Below are 21,943 nucleotides of genomic sequence, written 5' to 3'. Positions count from 1 at the left end.
AAGGCGGCCTTTGTTGTTAAAAGCCAATGCTCAGCTTTGATGCAGCTTAAGCTCGGCCATAAAGCCGTCGGCCTTGCCCGGCCGCGGGGAATACAGGTTCAACTCTGCCCGCGTATTGCGCACAATCGCATCGACAATCGCCAATCCAAGTCCCGAACCATCCCCGCCTTTATGGGATCGCTTGAACCGGGTTTTCAGATCATCAAGGTTCGCGGTTTCAAGAGCCGGTCCGCCGTTGCTGACCCGTACAATATTGCGATCCACCACCGTGATCTCGACCGGTTCGTTCTTGCTGCCATATTTCAGGGCATTTTCAATCAGGTTGCGCAGGCAAATCGCAAAGGCATCAAGGTCAATATTGGCTTCAAGTGTCTCAATATTGTCCGGGTCAAACCTGATTGCACCGCCATCCGCCCCGGCCCGGGTCAAATCATCAACCACCAGCGCCAGCGTCGATCCCAGTTTCTGGTTATAGCCGGTCGGGCTGAACCCGCCACCGGCTTCGGCCCGAGCCAGCTGCAAAAGCTTTTCTGACAGACGCGACAGGCGCTTCAGGGATGCCTCGGTCTGAAGGGCACGCTTGCGGGCTTCATGGCCCTCGGGCAATTCAAGAACAAGCCGCTGGGTCTGCGCCAGTGCCACGGCAATCGGGGTGCGCAATTCATGGGCACTGTTGGCGGTAAAGCTGCGCTCGACATTAAGGGCGGCTTCAAGCTTGCCCATCAGGCTGTTGACCGCCGAAACAATCGTCGTGATTTCCTCGGGGGCTTCTTCCTGCTCGATCGGGGTCAGGTTGCCTTCGCCGCGCGCCTCGATCTCGTCACGTACGCGCTGCACCGGGACCAATCCCTGCCGTACACCAAGGATAATCCCGATAATCACCGCCGGGATCAAAAGCCCGATGGGCAGGAACTGGGCCGCGACACTTTCAAGGATTGCCTCATGGCGATGGTCCATCGGCTCGGCCACCTGCATGAACAATTCGCCATCCGGGCTTTGCGCGGTATAGATCCGGAAATCATCATCCTGATAAAAACCGACTTCAATCGGGGCTTCAAACGGTTCGGCAACCGCGTTATGGGACCGCAACAAAACATCGCCGTTCGCCGCACGCAGCTGATACATCAGATAATCGTCTTCGCTGTCATCATCGTCGTCATTGTCACTGCCAACAATGCGGCCCGCAGGCGTTGGCATCACCACCACCGATGATCCGTCCGAATGCGCGTCAAGATACGTCTCGATCAGGGTTGATCCCCTTCGCGCCGTTTCAACAAGCCCGGTATCAGACGCCTCTTCAAGTTCGTGATACATGCTGTATGCCGCAAGGATCGATCCCGCGACCCAGCACAGCGCGACAATCACCGTCAGCCGCTTGATCAGAACAAATTGAAGACTGTTTTGCTGTTTGATTTTCATAAAGTCCGAAATCCTGAACCCTAAACCCGATAGCCGACACCACGCACAGTCTTGATCACTTCCTTGCCAAGCTTGCGGCGCAGGCGGCTGACATAAACCTCGACCGTGTTGCTTTCGATCTCGGCCCCGAATTCATACAATGCTTCTTCAAGCTGACGCTTCGATAAAGTCTGGCCGGGCCTGCGCACCATCTGATCAAACAGCGCCCATTCCCGCGATGTCAGATCGGTCTGCACCCCGTCAATCAGGATGGCCCGGCCGGCAAGGTCAACCTCGACCCCGCCATCCAGACTGATAAACGGATTTGGATTGCCGCTATAACGTCGCGCCACAGCCGACAGACGCGCCGAAAGCTCGTTCAGATCAAACGGCTTGACCAGATAATCATCCGCCCCGGCATTAAGCCCCTCGATCCGGTCGGAAATCTGATCCTGTGCGGTCAGAATAATGCATGGCGTTGCCGATCCACTGCGACGAAGGTCGCGCAAAAGATCAATGCCCTTGCCGTCCGGCAAATTCAGATCAAGCAACAGCACATCATAATTGGTCCCGCGCAGCATGATCTCGGCATCAACCACGCTGTCGCTATGGTCGACCGCTTCCCCCGCGGCCAGCAAATGATCCCGCACCGCATCGGCCAGCATCAGTTCATCTTCTACCAAAAGAATGCGCACAAGCGTCCCCTCACACCAGGTTGGATCAAACCTGACCAATTATGTCTCAATCCTGACAATCACCTGAACAATGAACAACAGCCTTTTCAGTTAACTGTCAGGAAACAGCGGCAATCTCGGTCTCGTTCGACGCATCCCGCTTCACGTCATCGGCCAACAGCCATGACACCCTGATGTCCGTTATGAAGGAATATGACCATGAAAAGAACTGTTTTCCCTGTCGCGATTGCCGGTGCTGTTGCCATGGCCCTGCTCGCCGGATCGTCCGTTGCCCTTTATTCGACCAAGGCGATGGCCGACGATGATTATTGCAACGTGCCCAAGGCCGACTGGAAAACCACGGACGAGCTTAAGGCAAAGCTGACCGGCGAAGGCTGGGACGTGCGCAAGATCAAAAAAGACGAAGGCTGCTTTGAAGTTTACGCCATCACCGCCGATGGCAAGAAAATCGAGGCCTATTTCAACCCGGCCTCGTTTGAAATCGTCAAGCAGGACAAGGAAGACGATTAATCGTCCCGCCTGATCCGACCCCTGGGGTTTCTGGCGGCGACACTGCCCCGTCCCCGCCAGAACCGAATTCCACTATCCAGGAGAATGAAAATGTCCGTCAAGGTTTGGGACCCGTTTGTCCGTCTGTTTCACTGGGGATTGGCCGCAAGCTTCCTTGTTGCCTGGATCACCGCCGATGAATGGGGCACCCTTCATCACTGGGCCGGATACGCCGCCGGAAGCCTGATTACGCTCCGCCTTGTCTGGGGCCTGATCGGCACGCGCTATGCCCGTTTCACCCAGTTTATCAAAAGCCCGTCCGCAACCATCGGCTATCTGCGCGATATCGTGCGCGGCCGCGAACAACGCTATGTCGGCCATAACCCGGCCGGGGCTGCGATGATTGTGGCGCTCTTGCTTGCCATGTCGGGCTGTGCCTTTACCGGTTGGCTTTACACCACCGATGCCTTCTGGGGATCCGACCTGGTTGAACATATCCACGAATTTCTGGCCAACGGCCTGCTTGCCCTTGTGCTGCTTCATGTTGGCGGTGTGCTGCTGGCAAGCCTGCGCCACCACGAAAACCTGATCCGCGCCATGGTCACCGGCCGCAAACGCCGCCCGATGTCCGATGATGTTGCCTGACCGCAATTGCCTGAATTGTCTGAATTGCCTGATTTGACTTTCTCACCGTGCCGGAACCTTCCCTGATCCCTCCTGATCAGATCTGAATTTTTCGCTTTGAACCCCCTCATAAACGTAACCTTGCGGCAGCCGGATTGAACCCCTTTCGGCTGCCGTCTTTTTTTTGCCCGGACCACATCCTTGTTCTGTTCGGCCTTATCGCTTTCTCGACCGCGCGCTTTCGGGTTAAGATTTGCCATCACAAATTGAAACCGGATCGAAACCGTCATGCGCTCTGTTCTTGTCCGTCCTGTCGTTATCGTCACGGCTCTTGGGCTTTCCGTTGCGACCCTTGCGGGCTGCACGGGTAAAACCGGTGAATATGCCGGTCAGGGTGCCGGGATTGGCGCGATATCAGGTGCGATTGGCGGCTTTGTCACCGCTGCGATCTTTGGCGGCAACCCGGTCGAGGCCGCGGCAAAGTCTGCGGTTTATGGCGGGGCGGCCGGTGCCACCGCAGGGGCAATTTCCGGTGCCAGTGCCGATACCGCCGAACGCGATGCCTATGAAGCTGCCCAAAAGGAAAAGCGTGATCGCATCCGGGCCAAGATCGGCGATGATGCCTTTAACGGTCTTGCCGCCCTTGCCAAATGTGATCATGCATCGGCCCGTGCCAATGCCGATCTCGCACAGAAATCCTCCAATGCCGATTTCGCCCTTGCCGGACTATGGCTCGAAGCACTTGCCTATTCCGATCAGGGACAGGAAAGCAGCGCACGCGCCATGTATGGCGACATCATCGCCAGGGACCCCAAAATTTCCGATGAAACTGCGGCCGAACTACGCCGCCGTGAACTGGCCGATGGCCTGTCTGAAATTCGCGGCGAATATGACCTGCCCAAGGTCTGCCCGGCCTGATTTCCCGTATACTGGCGAACGGCTTAGCCGATTGGTCGTGCCGGATTGCCCACAACCGTGGTGCCCGGCGCGACATCCTTGGTCACCACCGAACCGGCCCCAATAATCGCATTGTCGCCAATGGTAATCCCGGGCAGGATAATCGCCCCGCCACCGATCCAGACATTCGATCCGATCGTGACAGGATAGGCGATTTCCAGATGCTGTTTGCGAAGCTCGGGATCGCGGTGATGATCAGCGCAGTAAATCTGCACATTGGGGCCTAGCATCGAATGATCACCGATATGAACCGGCGCGGTATCAAGGATCACACAACCGACATTTAAAAACACATCATGGCCCAGATGGATATTGATGCCATAGGCGCAATGAAACCGCGCTTCGATCCGCACATCCTCAGCGCATTGCGCAAACAGCGCACGCAATCTCGGCCCGATATTGCCGCGTTCTGACGGATACAAATGACTGTGTTCGTGGCTGGCTTCAAGCGCAAGACGGCGCATCACCGTCAATTCCGGGTCAAGGCAGCTATACCATTCACCGGCCTGCATTTTTTCAAATTCGGTTTTGGACATTTCCGGTGGCGCTTTTCTGTTTGTTTTTAATGCGTGCGAAATCCTACGCCCCTCAACCGCCCGGCGCAACCGCGCCGCATTTGGCCTTGCGCGTCACAGCGAATAATCCGGTGCAAACAGATCAAGATCAAGCGACGGCCGGACGCCGATATCGCGGCGATGGCGGGTCAGAAACGCGCTTGCCGCATCACGGCCCAGATCGCGCAACATGGTCATGAAGCTCCATTCCGCATTGAGTTTCGAGGATTGATCAAGTTCAAGCATGTCTTCACTGGCGATACAATGCATCCGCATTGCCCCCCATTTCGCGGCCTCGCACGCATGTTCCGGCGCATCCTTGCGCAGGATCGAAATCATCCGCAATTCCTTCATCAGGCTGCTGTTGAACGAAACCTCGTTCAGCCGATTGGCAATATCGCGCGATGATTTCGGGACACCGGGGCGTTTGACCGGATTGATCTGCACCAGAACCGTATCATCCGATCCGCATTCGCGCACCAGCGGGCCAAGGCTTGGGTTGCCGGAATACCCGCCGTCCCAATAGGGCACACCATCAATCTCCACCGCCTTGTAGATCGTCGGCAAACAGGCCGATGCCAGCAACACATCAACCGTGATATCAGGATTGCGAAAGACCCGCCCCTGCCCGGTTTCAACATTGGTTGCCGTGATAAAAAGCTTGGCCGGACTTTCATTAAGCGCCTTGAAATCCACGACCTCCTCAAGGATCGCAGCCAGCGGGTTATCGCCCGCCGGATTAAGGTCATAGGGCGAAAACATCTTGGCACTCATATCAAGCCACATATAGGCCAGCGAGTTTTCAAGCGACCAGTTGCCAAACAGGATATCAATCGGGCTGCGTTGAAGCGGGCTGAACCGTGCGGCTTCGGAAACCGCACGCCAGAATGTTTCAAGATCGGCCCGTGCCCCTTCATACCCGCCCTTGGCAAAGCCCGATGTCACCACGGCGGCATTCATCGCGCCGGCCGAGGTGCCCGAAATCGCCTCGACCGTGATTTCCTCGTCCTCAAGCAACCGGTCCAGAACACCCCAGGTAAACGCCCCGTGCGATCCGCCCCCCTGAAGCGCCAGACTGATATGCTTGCGCGGTTTTGCCTTCTTGCCTGTCTTTTTCGTCACGCCATCCGCACTCATGCCTGCTCCTGCACCCTGATCATCACATGACCGATTTCCGAACCTATCTTGATGATATGTCGCCGGTTTTGCGAATTACCAGTTTGAAACAGGCAAAAGTAACAACATGCCGCAAGGTTCAGACAATCAGTTTGCCATCCGCATCAAAAAACGGATACGGACCGTCATAGCCATCGATATAGGCCAGATGCGTCAACAAACAGCCCTGTTCCTGATCCCAGACATGCAAATGCATTGCCGGCGGTTCCATGACGAATGCCGATGGCCCGACCGGATCAAGATCAAGTGCAACCTGATGGGCAACCGACGGCCCGATAATAAGCGGCACACCGGCCCAAAGCGTATGGATCGGGCGATGCACATGCCCGCAAATAATCGCCTTGATGCGGTCCTTGTGTGCCGCAATGATCCGGCCAAGTCGTGCCGCACCTTCACCAAGATTCTGAACATCCATATGCGTGATGCCAACCCGGATCGGCGGGTGATGCATAAACAGCAAACAGGGTTTTTCTGTGTCCCCTGACAGGGTCTTTTCAAGCCAGTCCAGCGTCTCGGGTGCAAGCTTGCCTTCCGGACGTCCTTCATCAAGCGTATCAATGCCGATCAACCGGATCGGATACCCCTCGACCGCGTAATTGACAAAACTCTGGTCGGTATCAATCGGGGTTGCGTCCGGAAATGCCCGGCGCAACGGCATACGCTGGTCATGATTGCCCGGCACCATGAAATAGGGCACCTCAAGCCCGGTCAGGATTTCCGCAACAAGCGCATATTCCGCATCAATGCCCAGATCACCGATATCGCCGCTAAACAGGACAATATCAGGACGCGGCACCATGTTATTGACGCGCTCTACTGCCTTTTCAAGCGCACCTGCCGTATCAACCTTGCGATAGGCAAGGCGTCGACCCGCACCGATATGCAGGTCGGTCAATTGTGCAATTATCATGCTTTTTGATCTTTCTTGTTCTGTCTTCTGTCGTCTGGCTTCTGTCTTCTGCCTGTGCCGTCACATTGCCTGTGCGGCGTTTCGGGCATCCGGATACCGGCCAAAAACCGTCAGACGTTCGGGATTGAAACGGCAATGAATGTCATCCCCAATCGCGATCTGAAAATCGGGATCGACATCAAGGGTGATGACACTTTCCCCGATCCCCGAAACCGTCAGGCGCGACTTTTCACCAAGATATGAAATAGCCTCGACCCGACCGCGTATCTGCCCCTGATCCGGCGCACATATCGCAAGCCCGTCGGCGCGGAAATAAATGTCGGCCAATCCCTGCCCCGAGCGGCTGTTGCTATTGCTGTCGCCGTTTTTGATCGGGTCGCCCGTCATGGCATGACCAATCTGATCCAGGCTGATTTTCACATCGCCAAGAACAAGGCTGTTCTGTTCGATCCGCCCGTCAAGCCGGTTACTGGCCCCGACGAAATCGGCAACAAACGGCGAAAGCGGCGCGCGGTAGATTTCGCGCGGCGTGCCGATCTGGGCAATTGCGCCCTTTTGCATGACAACAATCCGGTCTCCCAGCGCCATCGCCTCTTCCTGGTCATGGGTGACATAGATCGCCGTGATGCCAAGCTTGCGCAACAGGCTGTTGATTTCCGTGCGCAACTTGACCCGCAATTTGGCATCAAGTGCCGTCAACGGTTCATCCAAAAGCAAAACCCGCGGGCGCAGCGCAATTGCACGCGCAAGGGCCACGCGCTGGCGCTGCCCGCCCGAAAGCTGATCAATCCGGCGGTCAGCCAGCATATCGATATGCATCATTTCAAGCATCGCGCGCACCCGTTCATCACGTTCGCGGCGTTCGACTTTCTGCACCTTAAGCCCATAGGCGACATTTTCCGCCACCGTCATGTTCGGAAACAGCGCATAGGACTGAAACACCATCCCGACCCGGCGTTTTTCAATCGACTGACGGGTCACATCATCCTCGCCAAAGGTGATTTTTCCACCGGCATCAGGAAATTCCAGACCGGCAATCAGTCGCAGGATCGTTGTCTTGCCACAACCCGACGGGCCAAGCAGAACAAGGGTTTCACCGCCATTGATCGTCAAATCGAATGGCAAAAGCGCGCGTGTCCCGTCGGGAAAGGTCTTGGTGCATCGGGCAAGCTCGATGCGGGTACCGCCCGTTTTTTCAGTCTGAACAGTCTGGCTGCCCGGTTGCGCCATCGCGGTCGCGTTCATTATTCGTCCTCCGCCGGTTGCAACGCTGCCCGACGCTTTTTGCCCGGATTGGCAAGCATCTGCATTGCGATCAGCAACGGCATGATCAATACAAAGAAAATAAGGGTATAGGCGCTGCCAATCTCGAGCCGCATCGACGCATAGGAATCTGCAAGCCCGACCGGCAATGTCTTGGTCAGCGGCGTATGCAGCATCCAGGTCAGATTGAATTCCCCGATCGAAAGTGTCACCACCATCAATGCGCCGGCAAGAATGCCCGGCATGGCGTTTGGCATAATCACATGCAGAAACCGGTGCCAGAACCCGGCGCCAAGGCTTGCAGCACCTTCTTCAAGGGTTTTCATATCCATCGCCGACATAACAGCCGCGACCGAGCGCACCATAAACGGCATGGTAAACAAAACATGCCCGATCAGGATAAAGACCCAGCTGCTTCTGAAACTGCCAAACCCGCCATAGGTAATCAGCAAGGCAAGCGCCAATGCCAGCCCCGGAATGGCAACCGGCAGGGTCAGGATTTCCTCAAACATCCGTGTCAGTCTGTTCGGACGCCGGACCAGAACATAGGCCAATGGCACCCCGGCAAGCGTCGTCACCACAAGACACGCGACCGCAAGCCACAAGGACAACAGGATGCTTTGCGCATAAAGGTCCCAGACCTCGAATATCCAGCGCAATGTCAGTCCCGATGACAGCCCCTTGAAAACATTGACCGTCACTCCGGCCAGTGCCGACATCACAATCGGCACAACGATAAACAGGCACAGCAAAACCGTCAGGCCAAGCTGCGCATAAAACGGCCAGCCGCGTCTCATGCGCCCCCCCGTGTCGTTACATCGGCTTTTTCACCAACAAGGAACCGCACAGCACTCAGACACAGCCAGGTAATCACACCAAGCGCGATGCTCAGTGCGGCCGCAACCGCAATATTGGCGTTTCGGGTAAATTCGGTATAGATCACCATCGGCAGAACATCGATATCGGTTGCCAGCGTAAAGGCCGTGCCAAAGGCCCCCATCGCGGTCGCGAAACAGATCGCCCCCGATGAAATAAGGCCGGGCATCAATCCCGGAAGGATCACATCACGCACCACCCGCCATCTTGGCGCACCAAGCGATCGCGCTGCTTCTTCAAGCTGCGGATCAAGCTTTTCGGCCGATGCCATCACCGCAAGGATCACCCGGGGAATGGAAAAATAAAGATAGCCGATAAACAGCCCGGCAATGTCATAGGCAAAAACGATCTTTTCACCGATCAACGCATTGCTGATGCCGCCCACAGCCCCCTGTCGCCCGGCCAGCATGATCACCATGAAACCGACAACCGTTCCGGGAAAGGATAATGGCAGGGTCAGCAACCCGATCAGAACACTGCGCCCCGCAAACCGGTTACGCACCAGAAACATGCCGACAATGCCGCACAATATCAGGGCAACAACCGTCACCCCTGCCGACATCAAAAGCGTCTGGACCAGACTTTCAAAATACCGGGCATTGGTCAGGATCACCAAATATGTCGCCCATCCGTCCGGGCCGTTGGCCACTTCCATCGCCACCAGAACCAGCGGGATCAGAAAGAACGCCGCAACAATCGCAACACCGGGCGCCATCAACGCCATAAAGGTTGCCGGACTGGCCATCGCCGACCGCGACACCCCGAAATATCTGGAAAAAGAAGGGCGCGAACGCCCTTCCCCAAGGTTTTGCAAAGCCACCTTAACGTACCTCAGACAGGTAACGCTCGGCGAAACCGCCCTGTGCGGTTGCCATTTTCGCATAATCAACCGGTGTCGAACGGGCATAATCCGTGGCCGGAAGGAACTTGGTTGCTGCCTCTTCGGACATTGCACTTGCAATCACCGGACGCAGATAGGCATTCGCCCAATGGGCCTGACCTTTGTCAGACATCACATAATCAAGGATCTTTTTGCCATTCTCTGCATGCGGGCTGTTTTTAACCAGGCTCATCACATAGGGAACTGCAACAGTTCCTTCGGTCGGGATGACGAATTCAACATTCGCGCCGTCTTTGTATTTCGCACGATAGGCATTGAAATCGTAATCGATCAGGATCGGAATTTCCCCCGACAGAACACGCGCATAGGCGGTCTGTTTTGGCACAATCGGATCGTTTTCCTTCAGCTTCTTGAAGAACTCGATGCCCGGCGTGAAATCATCAAGCGACCCGCCCATTGCACGGTTGATCGCAACCGCACCGGCATAACCGACAAACGCGCTCGACGGATCAAGATAGCCGACCATACCCTTGTATTCCGGCTTCAACAGATCAGACCAGCTTTGCGGAACCGCCGCACCTTCAAGGGCATCGGCATTCACAAACAGGCCAATCGTGCCTGAATGAATGGCAAACCAGCTGCCATTCGGGTCTTTCAGACCATCGGGGATGGCATCGAAATTGACCGGCTTGTATGCACCGACAACATCGGCTTCCTTGGCCTTGATCCCGAACGAAACCCCGTAATAGGCAACGTCGGCAACCGGGTTTTCTTTTTCTGCCAAAAGCTGCGACAGGGTCTGACCCGAATTTTTGTTATCCTGGGGAACGTCAATACCAAGGTCTTTGGAAAAGTTCTTAAGCTGTCCGCCCCAATCTGCCCATTCCGGCGGGCAGTTATAACAAATGGCCACATCTTCCGCGAATGCCGGCTGTGCCGCGGCAACAGCCAAACCAACGCCCAGTACAAGTTGTTTGAAACGCACTTTTGATCTCCCTATAATCGGGGTGATGACGGATGCCGGGCGGGCCCGATTGACTCACCCGTGCTAAGTTGATGGGGCAGAATCAAACTTTGCGGGTTTGTCTGCCCCCTTATCAGGCCACGCAGGAATGCAAGCGCCTGCTGGCCCATCTCCTGGGTGGGTTGAACGGCCGAACACAGTTTCGGTGAAATCAGCCCACCCACCGCAATTCCGTCAATTCCGCCCACAGATACATCGCCCGGAACACTCAAGCCGTGTTCACGGCATGCACTCATGGCGGCAATTGCCAGCATGTCGGTGGAACAAACCAGACCGGTCACCGCATCCGGGCCGGTCAGAAAACTTTTCAGCGGTGTAAACAGCTCTGTTTCACCAAATCCGACCTGACACAGGCGCGCAGCACCCAGTCCGGCATCGGACAATGCCTTGCCAAATCCTTCGAAACGCTGCTTGGAACGGTCGGAACTTTCAAACCGGCCCGCCACCATCGCAAGGGATCGGTGCCCCTGTGCAATCATTGCCTGCGTCATGTCATAGGCCGATCTGGCATTATCGACACTGATCGATGCAACATCCTTGCGGGCGGGCTGATTGAACAACAACACAAACGGAATATTTTCCGCCTTCAACAGATCAATCACCGGATTGTCATCGGCATTGGCAAGGGTCAGGATCAGACCATCCACCCGGTTATTGAGCAACGTCGACACAGCCCCCAACTCGCGTTGCGGGTCATAATTCGATGATGTCAGCAAAACCGTCAGGCCGTCTTCATGCGCGGCCTGCTCGATCCCCTGGACCGAGGTCGCAAAAACCGGGTTGGCCATCGTCGGCACCAGAACCCCGACGGATCGCGTTTGCGCCATCTTCAGGCGACGGCCATTGATGTTCGGACGATAGTTCAGATAACGCATGGCGGCACGGACACGTTCAACCGTCTCCGTCGGCACTTCATCGGGGCTGTTGATCACCCGTGAAACGGTTGCAATCGACACACCGGCCTTGCTTGCAACTTCGCGCATGGTTGATTTCGACGTCATCATTCACTCTCCTCTGACGGCCAACACCATAGCCGACAAAAAAGACAGTTCGATAACGTCTGCGTTTCAGTTTTATGAACATTTGAAACGTTTACAATGTCAGTTTTCCGCCATTTATTTTATTATTAAACCGCAACAAAACCGACACCCGTCCGCCCCGCTGCGCAAAAATTCAATCCCCGCATTCCCCGGAATACAGCTTGCCTCAGTTCGATCTATTACTGGTCCGGGCAGATGAAATCCCCAGTGACGTCGATTGCTTTTGACACTGGCTTGCCCACCTCGCACACAAGAAAGGCGGCAATAACTTCGACATTCCCGTAACGGCATAACACAAAATGGCACAGCCTGTTTTCTTAAGCAGGGGAGCAATATAAGATTCAACTAATTCAGAATATTTAAGAGCCACTATCAACCGCCACGACACAATCTTTTCAGTCTGGACAAATGCCTCTCGTCGACCTGTTCCATCATACCAAGGAGTGCATTCGCGGCATTTCTTGTCTCCTCCACAGTCATTGAGGAGAACGTTAGCAAATCATCTAAGTTATCTGAATGGGACTCTACTTGAGAAAGTCTGTCCAATGCCAGAAGCCGGTCTCTGTCGAGCCCCTGATACTCCTTGCAAACAAAATCTATCTGCTGCTTCAACCCAAAGACCCCAGGAGCCTTAAAGGCCATAAACACGTCCAAAACGCGACGAAGTACGTTTGGTAGCATGTAACCGTGATCATCGTGTGCGTTGGGATTCTCGGAAAATTTTAAGATGTGACTGAATAGAAAATGATACTCTGAGTCGTAATCTCTTAATAGTCGCGACATTTTGCCAATACTGGAAAAGCGTCTGCTTTCTCCATCTGGCACAGTAACATCTATAAAAAGTAAAGTGGCTGTCGGGCTATCACTCTTTGCCTTACTTTTCCAAGCTTTCCGGAACTCATTCATACATTGTAGGTTATGAGTAAGAACAATAAGTTGTTTTGCATCCTGCAGATGCCCAAGAATCAGTGAGCACGCGTAGTTCAGAGCTTTGGAATCTAAGCTAGAAACAGGATCATCAATAACAATAATTAAGTCCTTAATCTTTTTACCATCTGAACTGATTGAAGACAGAAAATAGGAAATAGCGATTGCAGTTTTTTCTCCCTCACTTGGCATACCTCGTATCGATTTACCATGGCGATGAAATTCATAGCCATCTTCGACAGGATGCACCTTGAGTTCATCATGTCCCAAATATGATGCGATCAGCTTATTAATCACATTCGCTGCAGGACCATGTTCCTTGATCTTCTGTTTAGCTTGCGCCGCTGTCGAGGTGAGCTTCTCAAGTTCTTCTGTCAAAGCCTTGGAATTCAACTTCGATTCTTCAAGTTCGTTGAAAAGGGACTCATACTCTTTGGAGCAACCCGCAATAAAATGTTTGCGAATTGCCAATTCAGACTTTTCCTTATGCTTCTCACTATCACCCGCGATGGCATTGTGATTGGCAATGATAGCGTTAGCCATAGCAATAGCTTCGGCTAGCTTGTTCGCAGCAGTCTCAACATCAGCATGCACCGCAACTACCGACATATCAGATGGCGTTGCCGGGCTTTTTTGTTTTTGGATTAGAACTTTATTCAAACTGTCAAGATAAGTTCTAACCTTATGAATTTCCTGAAAAAGGGATTCTCTAATTCCTTTGAAATCATTTCTTAATTCAGGCGCTAATGAAGCAGTTTCTGGAACGTTCTCTTCTAGATTCTTAAGCCGTTCACTAACGTTTTGCAGGCGCCCGCTAGTCTTCCCAAGTTTTTCAACGAACTCATCGAATTTGCTGTCAAATGCAGATGCCAAAAGATTTTTTCGTTCGGTCGAAATTTCGTTTCCACAGAAGAGACAACTCTTAATGTCGTTGAATTCATGGAATTGATGCCCGTGCTTTAACCAAAGCAGCATATCAGGAAATTTCTCTACTTCATCAAGTGCAACCTTCGATAAGGACTGCGAGCACATATTTGAAATAAACTGATATGCTGCTTCGACACTTTTGGCATCAAACTCTAGTGGCCTTTTCTCCAATAGCGGGTCACGAGCTCGAAGTGACTCTTCTGCAGCCAATAGCTGATCATCACTAAGTTCGATAATACTTTCTGCCTTCCAACGATCATAATCCTTTGCAAAAGTAGGCGCTTCATATTTCCGGTTCCCCAGATAGAGGCGCGATGCAGTCATTTTTGCGCGATCACGTTTAAACTGGGAAAATGCCTTATCCGCAGCCTTCTCAGCTGTCTCGGCTATGGTCTTCAGCGTATTCTTTTCAAGAATTTCTTGCTCGACAAGCCGCAACTCCGCAGCGGCATCACCTTGGTCTTCACCAATCAAGAATACAGGATTGGCATGTCCCGCAGACCATTGCATATTTCTCGCTATATAGTCCTCATTGAAGACCAACAAGCATCCTTTTAAAACGTCAAGATCATCTGGAAACTTGACCACAGAGTTATCAGAAAGCGTTAATTCATATGAGCTTGGTTCAGGGAAGTTTTCTTGCTTCTTTCCTAGTTCCAAATTTGCGAAGAGCCTAGAGAGCGTAGTCTTCCCAGAACCGTTGAAGCCATAGATCAAATTGTATCTACGAAAATCTAACGATGGTGATTTTGCTGTTCGATTAGAAAATATACCAACATCAGTCATTGATTTGAGGTTGGTTATCGAATTTACCATCCAACGCTCGCCCCGAGAAAAATTCAATAAACAAGACATTACTCATACATCGGGAGGAATTTCTTGTCATTGGTTCTATTTATGGGTGCGTTTCAAGATGTCAGGCTTATTCTTCGTATAACGTCAAATTTGCAGGAAATGTTGCCGCTCCTAAGTCAACTGTCCGCTCAATGAATAAGGGGGAAATCAGCGTCAGTTTCTTGCTTCTGCGCCCGTTGCTCGACAAAGGCCAAATGACCAGCATGGGTCGCAAGCACCGCACAGGCATCCGTCCAGGCCGGATCATCACCATAAAGGGCAGATCGCAGATAGGCCCATGTCATGCGCTGGGTAATCGCAAGGCGGTCCGGGTCTTCGTCATCGGTTTCCTTGGCGTCATAACCGGCAATCCCGCCCAGCCCGTGCTTGCCACCGATCAGGGTCAGTAAAAACTCCCCGCCCGGTGCATGATGGAACGGGTCGGTGTGCCATGCCGCCCCGCGTGTGGTCAGGTGCGGATTGATATCCTGATCCCCCGCCACAACAAGCGTTCGGGTGGTCATATGCGCGAAATCGGGGTTAAGCGCGGTATAGTTCCGGCGCGCATGATCGCTCAGGCTGTCGCCACCCAGGCCCGGTGCCGCCAAAAGAACCCCGGCCTTGATTCGTGGCTCGATCATATTGACATCCTGCGCATCCGGGTCGGCACTGTCGCTCAGGCGTGCGCCCAGCAACATGCCAACCGTCTGCCCGCCCAGTGAATGACCGACTGCCGCCACCCGGTCATGGTCCAGTCGCCCGTCGATCACCGGACTTGCGCGTTCGATTGCGCCCAGATGATCAAGAATGGTTTTGAAATCCTCGACCCGGGATCGCCAAAAGAACGGCGCACCGGGCGCATCGGAACCAAATCCGGCAACCTTGGAATTGCCATGGGTCGGCTGGATCACGACAAAGCCGTGTTCCGCATAGAAATTGGCGAGTGGCCCGTACCCGTCCTTTGACGGGATATAAAGCGACGGCCCATGCCCGTGCGACAACAGGATAATCGGCAAATTCCGCCCCTGTGCCGGCGCGGTGATCCGCATTTCAATCGGTTTGGGCCGCCCGGGTGCGTCCAAAATCACCGGACAGACAGAAATGGTCGAAACAGCATCATTGACCGGAATATGCCGGGCCTTATCGATCAGATTATTCATGCCAAAATCCTTTTCCGATTGGCGAAACCGTGTGTTGCGCCTATATATCGCCAAACGGAACATTGATCCGATACGCCATGGGCATTAAATGGATCAATGTTCCGCTTATGGAAAAGCAGATATGGAACATCGTTCCGTTTATCAAGCGCAAATTTTGACGCAGGGATTCCGCCCATGCGTCAAAAATCGGTTTTGCCTTTGGAAAACAACAAGATGACAGACGATACTGCCGTCGAAAAAAAAAGCATCCGCGCCGATGCCCTGCGTAATGAGGATGCCCTGCTCGAAGCCGCCAAAGAGATTTTTGCGGCATCAGGTGTTGACGCGCCGGTGCGCGAAATCGCCGCCAAGGCAGGTGTTGGCGTCGGCACGCTCTATCGTCGTTTTCCCAAACGAAGCGATCTTGTCGTTGGTGTTTACAAACGCGAAGTCGATGCCTGCGTTACGGCCGCGACGGAATTCCGCACCCGATTTTCCCCGGGCGAGGCCCTGACCCACTGGCTGAAACGCTATTGCCAGTTCATCGTCACCAAAAAGGGGCTGGCCGCCGCCCTGTATTCCGGCGACCCGGCCTTTGACGCCCTGCCCGCCTATTTCCGCGCCAATTTCGAACCGACCCTGCAATCACTTCTGCAATCGGCGGCCAAGGCCGGTGAAATCCGTGGTGATATTGATGCCTATGACCTGCTGCGCGCCATCGGCAACCTCGCCTCGGTCGGCGGCACCGAAGGGGCCGAACACACCCACCGCATGCTCGAACTGATGATTGACGGCCTGCGCTTCGGTGCGACGACGCGCTGAGATATCAGTCCGTTACGCAACACCGCCATCATGCACCCGGCATTGGGTTGCATGATCTATTCTGCCCCCACAAGCTAAACCGCCCGCAACATAGCCGCATGGTCTACCCTTAACACAGCGCAGGTCTCTGCCCATGACTTTAGCTCAAGGGCACGGTCCATGGGCATTGCACACATCAGCAATCACCCCGCTCAAACCCCGTCGATCTCAATATGTGCTGAACCACCAATCGACCGGTCAATACCACTCCAGCGCCGCCGGAAGATCAAGGCTTGCGGCCTGATCCTGCACCTTGCTTAGAAACAGGCTGGCAATCGGCGACAGGCTTTTGCTTTTGCGCGTGATGATGCCGATATGGCGCTGCCGGACCGGGGCGGACAGCGGCACGAAGACAAGGCCCTTGTCACGCGTCATGTCCGACACCCTTGCCGCCAGTTCCGGCAGGACCGTGATCCCCACCCCTTGCGCGACCATGGCCGCCAGTGTGAGGGTGTTTGATGTTTCCACCGTCGGGCGTGGCAGAGTGATCGGCAGGGCCGCAGTTCCGTCGCCCGCACCTGCTTGTGCTGTGGATTTCTCAGCTTTTCCCGTGCGATGATCACCCAGTTTGTTCTGTGCAGACGCAAGCTTTTCGGCCTGCTTCATAACGCCTTTGGCCTCGGCAATGCCAAGGGCAGCGGCCGCTTCGATGGCTGGGCTTGTGAAGTCCGATCCGCGTTGTTTGGGGTGTTTGGCCTGATTACCGCTACCCGCCCCGGCGACCCCGGCCATCATTGCCGATGTTCCGGATTCCGGGCCAAGCCCGACAAAGGGCTGATCGGAGAGCTCTGCCCAGGTCACAAAGGACTGGCAGGCAAAGGCATGATCGGCCCGGCACAGCACCCCGAACCTGTCGGAAAACAGCGGCCGGAACGCGATATCGGGCAGTGCCTCCCACTCCCCGGCGATGCCGAAATCGGCCTCGTTGGCGGCAACGGCTGCATGGACCTCCCCGGCATTCATTTCATCAAGCCGTAATCGCGCATCGGGATGATCGACCACAAAGCGCGAAATCACGGCGGGTAAAATGCGGGTCAGGACCGACGGGGCCGCGGCAATGGTGATTTTCCCGCCAATCCCCTTGGACAGCGCATCAAGATCGCCAAGTGCTTCTTCAAAATCACCGATCAGGCGTTTTGCCACCGGCAAAAACCGCTCCCCCGTATCGGTCAGGGTGACTTGCCGGGTCGTGCGATCAAAAAGCGCAGCCCCCGTCACATCCTCGAACTGGCGAATGGTGGTGGTCAGGCTGGGGGGCGTAACGCCAAGCACGGCTGCCGCCGCCGTAAAGGACCCGTGATCGGCCACCGCCACAAAGGACCGCATATGGCGCATATTCAGCGATGAAAACATCGAAACTCCTTTATATCAGCCAAGATTGACCGTTTGATTGCTGCATCGTTGCCGTACTGACGCAGCCACCTCGAACCACCATAATCACCAAAACCGTCAGCACGGCATCAACACCTTGCCACACCCAACCTCATGCACAGTCACATCGCCCGGAACGCCCCGAACCCGAAGCCATGCCCATGCTGGCAACCCTGATCTTTCCGCACCCGCAACATGACGGATCGCCCAGACCGAACTTGCCTTGCCCTGCCTTGCCCCGACCAAACCAAATCGAACCGGACCTAACCTACCCCGACCCGGCCCGACCTAGCCTACCCTAACCTACCCTAACCTACCCCGACCCGGCCCGACCTGACCTAGCCTGCCCTAACCTACCCCGACCTACCCTAACCTAAGCAGCACCGACACGACCGGGCCTAGCCTGACCCGCCACGACCTGGCCCGACCTGACTTGCCTCGATCCGCCCCGGCCCGACCTGACCCGGCCAGAACTGGTTCGACGCGACCCGATCCGACCTGGCCCGATCAAAGTAGATCAGGCCGATCCGGGTAGACTGAAGCGAGATCAGATCAGGCACCCTCACCTCAAAAAAAGGACGGCACCTGCACGCCCCGATCCGTGGGCGACGCAGGCTGTAAACTTTTCTTTACACCCGACCCCGTTTTGACGATCCGGCGGCCATGCCTGATGCCAACGGCACCTCATCGAAAAGATAATCCTCATACAATTAAAACCGGAAATCACCCGAAATGACGACCAATTTTGGCATCTAACGCCGAAAACCCGGAATTTCTGTCAGGAGCTGTCAGTATCCCGGCTTTATGCAGTCCATGTGTCTGCCTTCGATTATTAGGCAAAAACTAATAATCATTCGGAATTTTCAATTTGTCCAATTAATCCTGATAGGGTCAAATGGGGTAAATTGACCCCGGAATTTGATCCGAAACCGGAAGCGTAATCCGGTGGATCGCAAACAGAGAGATCACCATGCCCGCCGCCAAAAGCGTTATTGCCAAATTGCCCCGCCTGACCCCGGACCGGTCGCTGGACAGTTTGACGCTAAGTTTCCTTAAAACCCTTGAATCCGAAGGAAAATTTAGCGGCGAGATCCATGCAGATTTCCCCACCCGTCTGATCCATGCCACCGATAACAGCGTTTATCAGGTGATGCCGCGTGCGGTGTTGCAGCCCCGCAGCCGCGATGACATCAATATCGTCATGGAAATGGCCGGTCGCGAAAAATTCGGCGAGGTCAAAATCACCCCGCGCGGCGGCGGTACGGGCACCAACGGCCAGTCGCTGAACAACACCGTCATTCTCGATACTTCCAAGTATCTCAATAACATACTGGCCTTTGATAAGGAAAAGGCACTGGTTCATGTTGAACCGGGTGTGGTGCTCGATCAGCTTAATGCATGGCTCAAACCCCATGGTTATTTCTTCCCGCCCGCCGTTTCGACCGCAAGCCGTGCGACCGTTGGCGGCATGATCGGATCGGACAGTTCGGGCAAGGGATCGCGGATTTACGGCAAAACCAGCCACTATATCCATGACATGACCACAGTTCTGATTGACGGCACCGATTTCCGCACATCGGCCCTAAGTGCCGATAAAGCAAAGGAAATCATGACCCGCGACGACCGGGTTGGCGCGCTTTATCGCAAGGTCCATGATGAAATCGCCCCGCGTCGCGATCAGATCAATGCCACTTTCCCGGAAATGAACCGGGGATTGACCGGCTATAACCTTAAGGAAGCCGTTTCCGATCAAGGGGATATGAACCTTTCCTTCCTGATTGCCGGGGCCGAGGGCAGCCTTGGCATGGTCAAGGAAATCACCTTCCGTGTTATTCCGCTGCCCAAGCACAAGGCCATCACCGTTGTCCGTTATGACAGCTTTGATAGCGCACTTCGTCACGTGCAAGCCCTTGTAAAGTTTGATCCTGTTGCGATTGAAAGCATCGATGACAAGGTCATGAAACTGGCCGAGCAGGATGAAAGCTGGCACATGCTGGGCAAGCTTTTGGGTACGGAAAACAGTGACATCGCCACGCGCGGCTTTAACGTCGTTGAATTTGTTGGCGAAACGCCTGAAGAAGTTGCTGCCAAACAGGACGAATTGCGCGCTTATCTTGATGGCAATCCCGATACAGCTTATGCCCCGATCGGCTTTGTGCAGGCAACCGATCCCGGCCAGATCGCCGCAATCTGGTCAATCCGGGCGAAATCGGTGGGATTGCTGGGCAATCTTGAAGGCAAACGCCGCGCCACGCCATTCGTGGAAGATACCGCCGTACCGCCGGAAAACCTTGCCGATTTTATCGCCGAATTCCGCGCACTTCTTGATGCCGAGGGCCTTGATTACGGCATGTTTGGCCATGTGGATGTGGGGTGCCTGCATGTGCGCCCGCTTCTTGATATGTGCGATGAAGAAGACGAAGCGCGCCTGCGCCGGGTATCGGATGGCGTTGCCGAATTGACCAAACGTTATAACGGCCTGATCTGGGGCGAACATGGCAAGGGTTTCCGCGGCGAATACAGCCCGATCTATTTCGGGCCGGAGCTTTATGATGTTCTTAGGCGCATCAAGGAAGCCTTTGACCCGGAAGGACAATTAAACCCCGGCAAGATCGCGTCCCCATACAACAAAGACATCCCGATCACGGCAATCGACGAAGCCCCGATGCGCGGGCAGCTTGATCGCCAGATCGAAGATGCCCTTCGTGATGAATACCTTAATGCCACGCGCTGTAACGGCAACGGGGCGTGCTTTAACTGGGATCTGATGGATGCCATGTGCCCGTCCTATAAGGTCACCCGGTCGCGTGTGCATTCGCCCAAGGGCCGCGCCGGAATGCTGCGCGAATGGATCAGACAGCTTTCGGTAGGCACCGACCCGATGAACCAGGATTTGGCGGTGATCAACGGGCGGGATTTCTCGCACGATGTTTATGAATCGATGGCCGGTTGCCTGTCATGCAAGGCCTGCGCAGGGCAATGCCCGGTCAAGGTCGATATCCCGGAAATGAAATCCCGGTTCCTTGAGACCTATCACACCCGTTACAAACGCCCGGTGAAGGATTATGTCATTGCGAAACTTGAATATATGGCCCCGCTTCTGGCAAGCGCGCCGGGCCTGTTCAATGCCCTGCAATCAATCCCGCCAATGCCCTGGATTTTCAAGCGCTTCATCGGCCTGACCGATCTGCCAAAGCTTGATAGCCGGGGCCTTAAATCGGGCTTGCGTGCGCGTGGCATCGGCAAATTCCGGCAGGCTGATCTTGATGGCCTGAGTGCCGATGAAAAGGCCAGGTCAGTGATTGTCTTGCAGGATTGCTTTACCACGCATTATGACACCGACGTGTTCCTTGCCCATGTCGATTTGTTGCAACGCCTTGGATACCGGGTGTTTGTCCCACCCTATCGCCCGAACGGCAAGGCCATGCATGTCAAAGGGTTCCTGAAGAAATTCGATTATCAGGCCAAACAGAACGATATCGTTTATGGCCGCATCGCCAAATCCGGTGTCGCCATGGTCGGCATCGAGGCCAGCGTCACCCTGACCTACCGCCAGGAATATGCCCAGCGCCTTTCGGATCGGCCGGATTACCGCGTGCATCTGTTCCATGAATGGCTGGCGTCCGAAATCAATGACGGTCGCCTGAACGCACCGAAAATTGATAACGCCGTTAACATGGATGTTCCGGCAAGCCTGTTCCCCCATTGCACGGAAAAAACATCGATCCCCGATGTTGGCGTGAAATGGCAGAAAATCTTTGAGGCGTTCGGTCTTAAACTGACAGCCGAGAAAACCGGATGTTGTGGTATGGCTGGCGTTTACGGCCATGAAACCCGCCATCAGGAAACCTCGCGCGCGTTGTATGACCTGAGCTGGAAAAAGAAGGTCGATGCGACAGGGGCCGAAAACATGCTGGTCACCGGCTATTCGTGCCGCTGTCAGGTCAACCGATACGAGGGCGTGAAACCGCAGCATCCGGTGCAGTATCTGGCAAAGCGGATCACCAACTGATCTGGCACATCAACATCCGATCATA

Annotated in this window: 19 protein-coding genes; 5 read left to right on the top strand and 14 right to left on the bottom strand. The window is 54.6% G+C overall.

Annotated features, from left to right (window positions below):
- Window positions 1-30: 30 nt before the first annotated feature.
- Window positions 31-1,419 carry an ATP-binding protein gene (locus TH19_RS11170; RefSeq protein WP_114102425.1) on the bottom strand — a complete coding sequence of 463 codons (1,389 nt, stop codon included), beginning with the start codon at window positions 1,417-1,419 and terminating at the stop codon, window positions 31-33.
- 20 nt (window positions 1,420-1,439) lie between these two features.
- Complete coding sequence (locus TH19_RS11165) at window positions 1,440-2,093, bottom strand: response regulator (RefSeq protein WP_114102424.1); 654 nt, start codon at window positions 2,091-2,093, stop codon at window positions 1,440-1,442.
- A gap of 198 nt (window positions 2,094-2,291) precedes the next feature.
- Between TH19_RS11165 and TH19_RS11160 the strand changes: the two genes are divergently transcribed.
- The 3 genes from TH19_RS11160 to TH19_RS22750 all read left to right on the top strand — a co-directional run bounded on the left by TH19_RS11160 (window position 2,292) and on the right by TH19_RS22750 (window position 4,124).
- A complete protein-coding gene (locus TH19_RS11160) occupies window positions 2,292-2,603 on the top strand; it encodes a PepSY domain-containing protein (protein WP_114102492.1) in 312 nt (103 codons plus the stop codon).
- A 90-nt stretch (window positions 2,604-2,693) separates the two neighbouring features.
- Window positions 2,694-3,227, top strand: a complete 534-nt coding sequence (locus tag TH19_RS11155) for a cytochrome b/b6 domain-containing protein (protein WP_114102491.1) — start codon at window positions 2,694-2,696, stop codon at window positions 3,225-3,227.
- A 267-nt stretch (window positions 3,228-3,494) separates the two neighbouring features.
- Window positions 3,495-4,124 carry a hypothetical protein gene (locus TH19_RS22750; protein ID WP_181846390.1) on the top strand — a complete coding sequence of 210 codons (630 nt, stop codon included), beginning with the start codon at window positions 3,495-3,497 and terminating at the stop codon, window positions 4,122-4,124.
- Window positions 4,125-4,147: 23 nt separating this feature from the next.
- On the opposite strand, the gene TH19_RS11145 is transcribed toward TH19_RS22750, so the two are convergent.
- The 10 genes from TH19_RS11145 to TH19_RS11100 all read right to left on the bottom strand — a co-directional run bounded on the left by TH19_RS11145 (window position 4,148) and on the right by TH19_RS11100 (window position 15,695).
- The gene (locus tag TH19_RS11145; RefSeq protein ID WP_114102423.1) at window positions 4,148-4,699 is read right to left on the bottom strand and encodes a sugar O-acetyltransferase; all 552 of its coding nucleotides are present in this window, start codon (window positions 4,697-4,699) and stop codon (window positions 4,148-4,150) included.
- A 93-nt stretch (window positions 4,700-4,792) separates the two neighbouring features.
- Window positions 4,793-5,854, bottom strand: coding sequence for a patatin-like phospholipase family protein (locus tag TH19_RS11140; RefSeq protein ID WP_114102422.1), 1,062 nt, complete (start codon window positions 5,852-5,854; stop codon window positions 4,793-4,795).
- A 118-nt stretch (window positions 5,855-5,972) separates the two neighbouring features.
- Window positions 5,973-6,803: a phosphodiesterase gene (locus TH19_RS11135; protein WP_114102421.1), complete on the bottom strand. Its 831-nt coding sequence runs from the start codon at window positions 6,801-6,803 to the stop codon at window positions 5,973-5,975.
- Between the two features lie 60 nt (window positions 6,804-6,863).
- On the bottom strand, window positions 6,864-8,048 hold the full coding sequence (locus TH19_RS11130) for an ABC transporter ATP-binding protein (RefSeq protein ID WP_258547919.1): 1,185 nt from the start codon (window positions 8,046-8,048) through the stop codon (window positions 6,864-6,866).
- Window positions 8,048-8,863 carry an ABC transporter permease gene (locus tag TH19_RS11125; RefSeq protein WP_114102420.1) on the bottom strand — a complete coding sequence of 272 codons (816 nt, stop codon included), beginning with the start codon at window positions 8,861-8,863 and terminating at the stop codon, window positions 8,048-8,050. The genes TH19_RS11130 and TH19_RS11125 overlap by 1 nt, the downstream gene beginning before the upstream one ends.
- Window positions 8,860-9,762 (bottom strand): ABC transporter permease, encoded by a 903-nt coding sequence (locus TH19_RS11120; protein WP_258547918.1) that lies wholly within the window; start codon window positions 9,760-9,762, stop codon window positions 8,860-8,862. Before TH19_RS11120 ends, TH19_RS11125 begins: the two co-directional genes overlap by 4 nt.
- A gap of 1 nt (window position 9,763) precedes the next feature.
- Window positions 9,764-10,768 (bottom strand): ABC transporter substrate-binding protein, encoded by a 1,005-nt coding sequence (locus TH19_RS11115; RefSeq protein ID WP_114102418.1) that lies wholly within the window; start codon window positions 10,766-10,768, stop codon window positions 9,764-9,766.
- An 11-nt stretch (window positions 10,769-10,779) separates the two neighbouring features.
- A complete protein-coding gene (locus TH19_RS11110) occupies window positions 10,780-11,811 on the bottom strand; it encodes a LacI family DNA-binding transcriptional regulator (RefSeq protein WP_114102417.1) in 1,032 nt (343 codons plus the stop codon).
- A gap of 408 nt (window positions 11,812-12,219) precedes the next feature.
- Window positions 12,220-14,517 carry an AAA family ATPase gene (locus tag TH19_RS11105; RefSeq protein ID WP_114102416.1) on the bottom strand — a complete coding sequence of 766 codons (2,298 nt, stop codon included), beginning with the start codon at window positions 14,515-14,517 and terminating at the stop codon, window positions 12,220-12,222.
- A 167-nt stretch (window positions 14,518-14,684) separates the two neighbouring features.
- On the bottom strand, window positions 14,685-15,695 hold the full coding sequence (locus tag TH19_RS11100) for an alpha/beta hydrolase family protein (RefSeq protein WP_114102489.1): 1,011 nt from the start codon (window positions 15,693-15,695) through the stop codon (window positions 14,685-14,687).
- A gap of 213 nt (window positions 15,696-15,908) precedes the next feature.
- Between TH19_RS11100 and TH19_RS11095 the strand changes: the two genes are divergently transcribed.
- Entirely contained in the window at window positions 15,909-16,496 is a 588-nt protein-coding gene (locus TH19_RS11095; protein ID WP_114102488.1) for a TetR/AcrR family transcriptional regulator, read from the top strand.
- 237 nt (window positions 16,497-16,733) lie between these two features.
- Here the strand turns inward: TH19_RS11095 and TH19_RS11090 are convergent, their stop codons facing one another.
- Window positions 16,734-17,888, bottom strand: a complete 1,155-nt coding sequence (locus TH19_RS11090; protein WP_114102415.1) for a LysR family transcriptional regulator — start codon at window positions 17,886-17,888, stop codon at window positions 16,734-16,736.
- A gap of 416 nt (window positions 17,889-18,304) precedes the next feature.
- On the bottom strand, window positions 18,305-18,466 hold the full coding sequence (locus TH19_RS22745) for a hypothetical protein (protein ID WP_181846389.1): 162 nt from the start codon (window positions 18,464-18,466) through the stop codon (window positions 18,305-18,307).
- A gap of 410 nt (window positions 18,467-18,876) precedes the next feature.
- Here TH19_RS22745 and TH19_RS11085 point away from each other — a divergent pair, with 410 nt between their 5' ends.
- Window positions 18,877-21,918 (top strand): FAD-binding and (Fe-S)-binding domain-containing protein, encoded by a 3,042-nt coding sequence (locus TH19_RS11085; RefSeq protein ID WP_114102414.1) that lies wholly within the window; start codon window positions 18,877-18,879, stop codon window positions 21,916-21,918.
- The last annotated feature ends 25 nt before the right edge of the window (window positions 21,919-21,943 follow it).

Origin of the sequence: Thalassospira profundimaris (assembly GCF_003326675.1) — a bacterium.
In the GTDB taxonomy this organism is placed as follows: Bacteria; Pseudomonadota; Alphaproteobacteria; order Rhodospirillales; family Thalassospiraceae; genus Thalassospira; species Thalassospira aquimaris.
The sequence above is the reverse complement of the archived record's forward strand: the minus strand, read 5'-3'. Positions and strand labels throughout refer to the sequence as shown.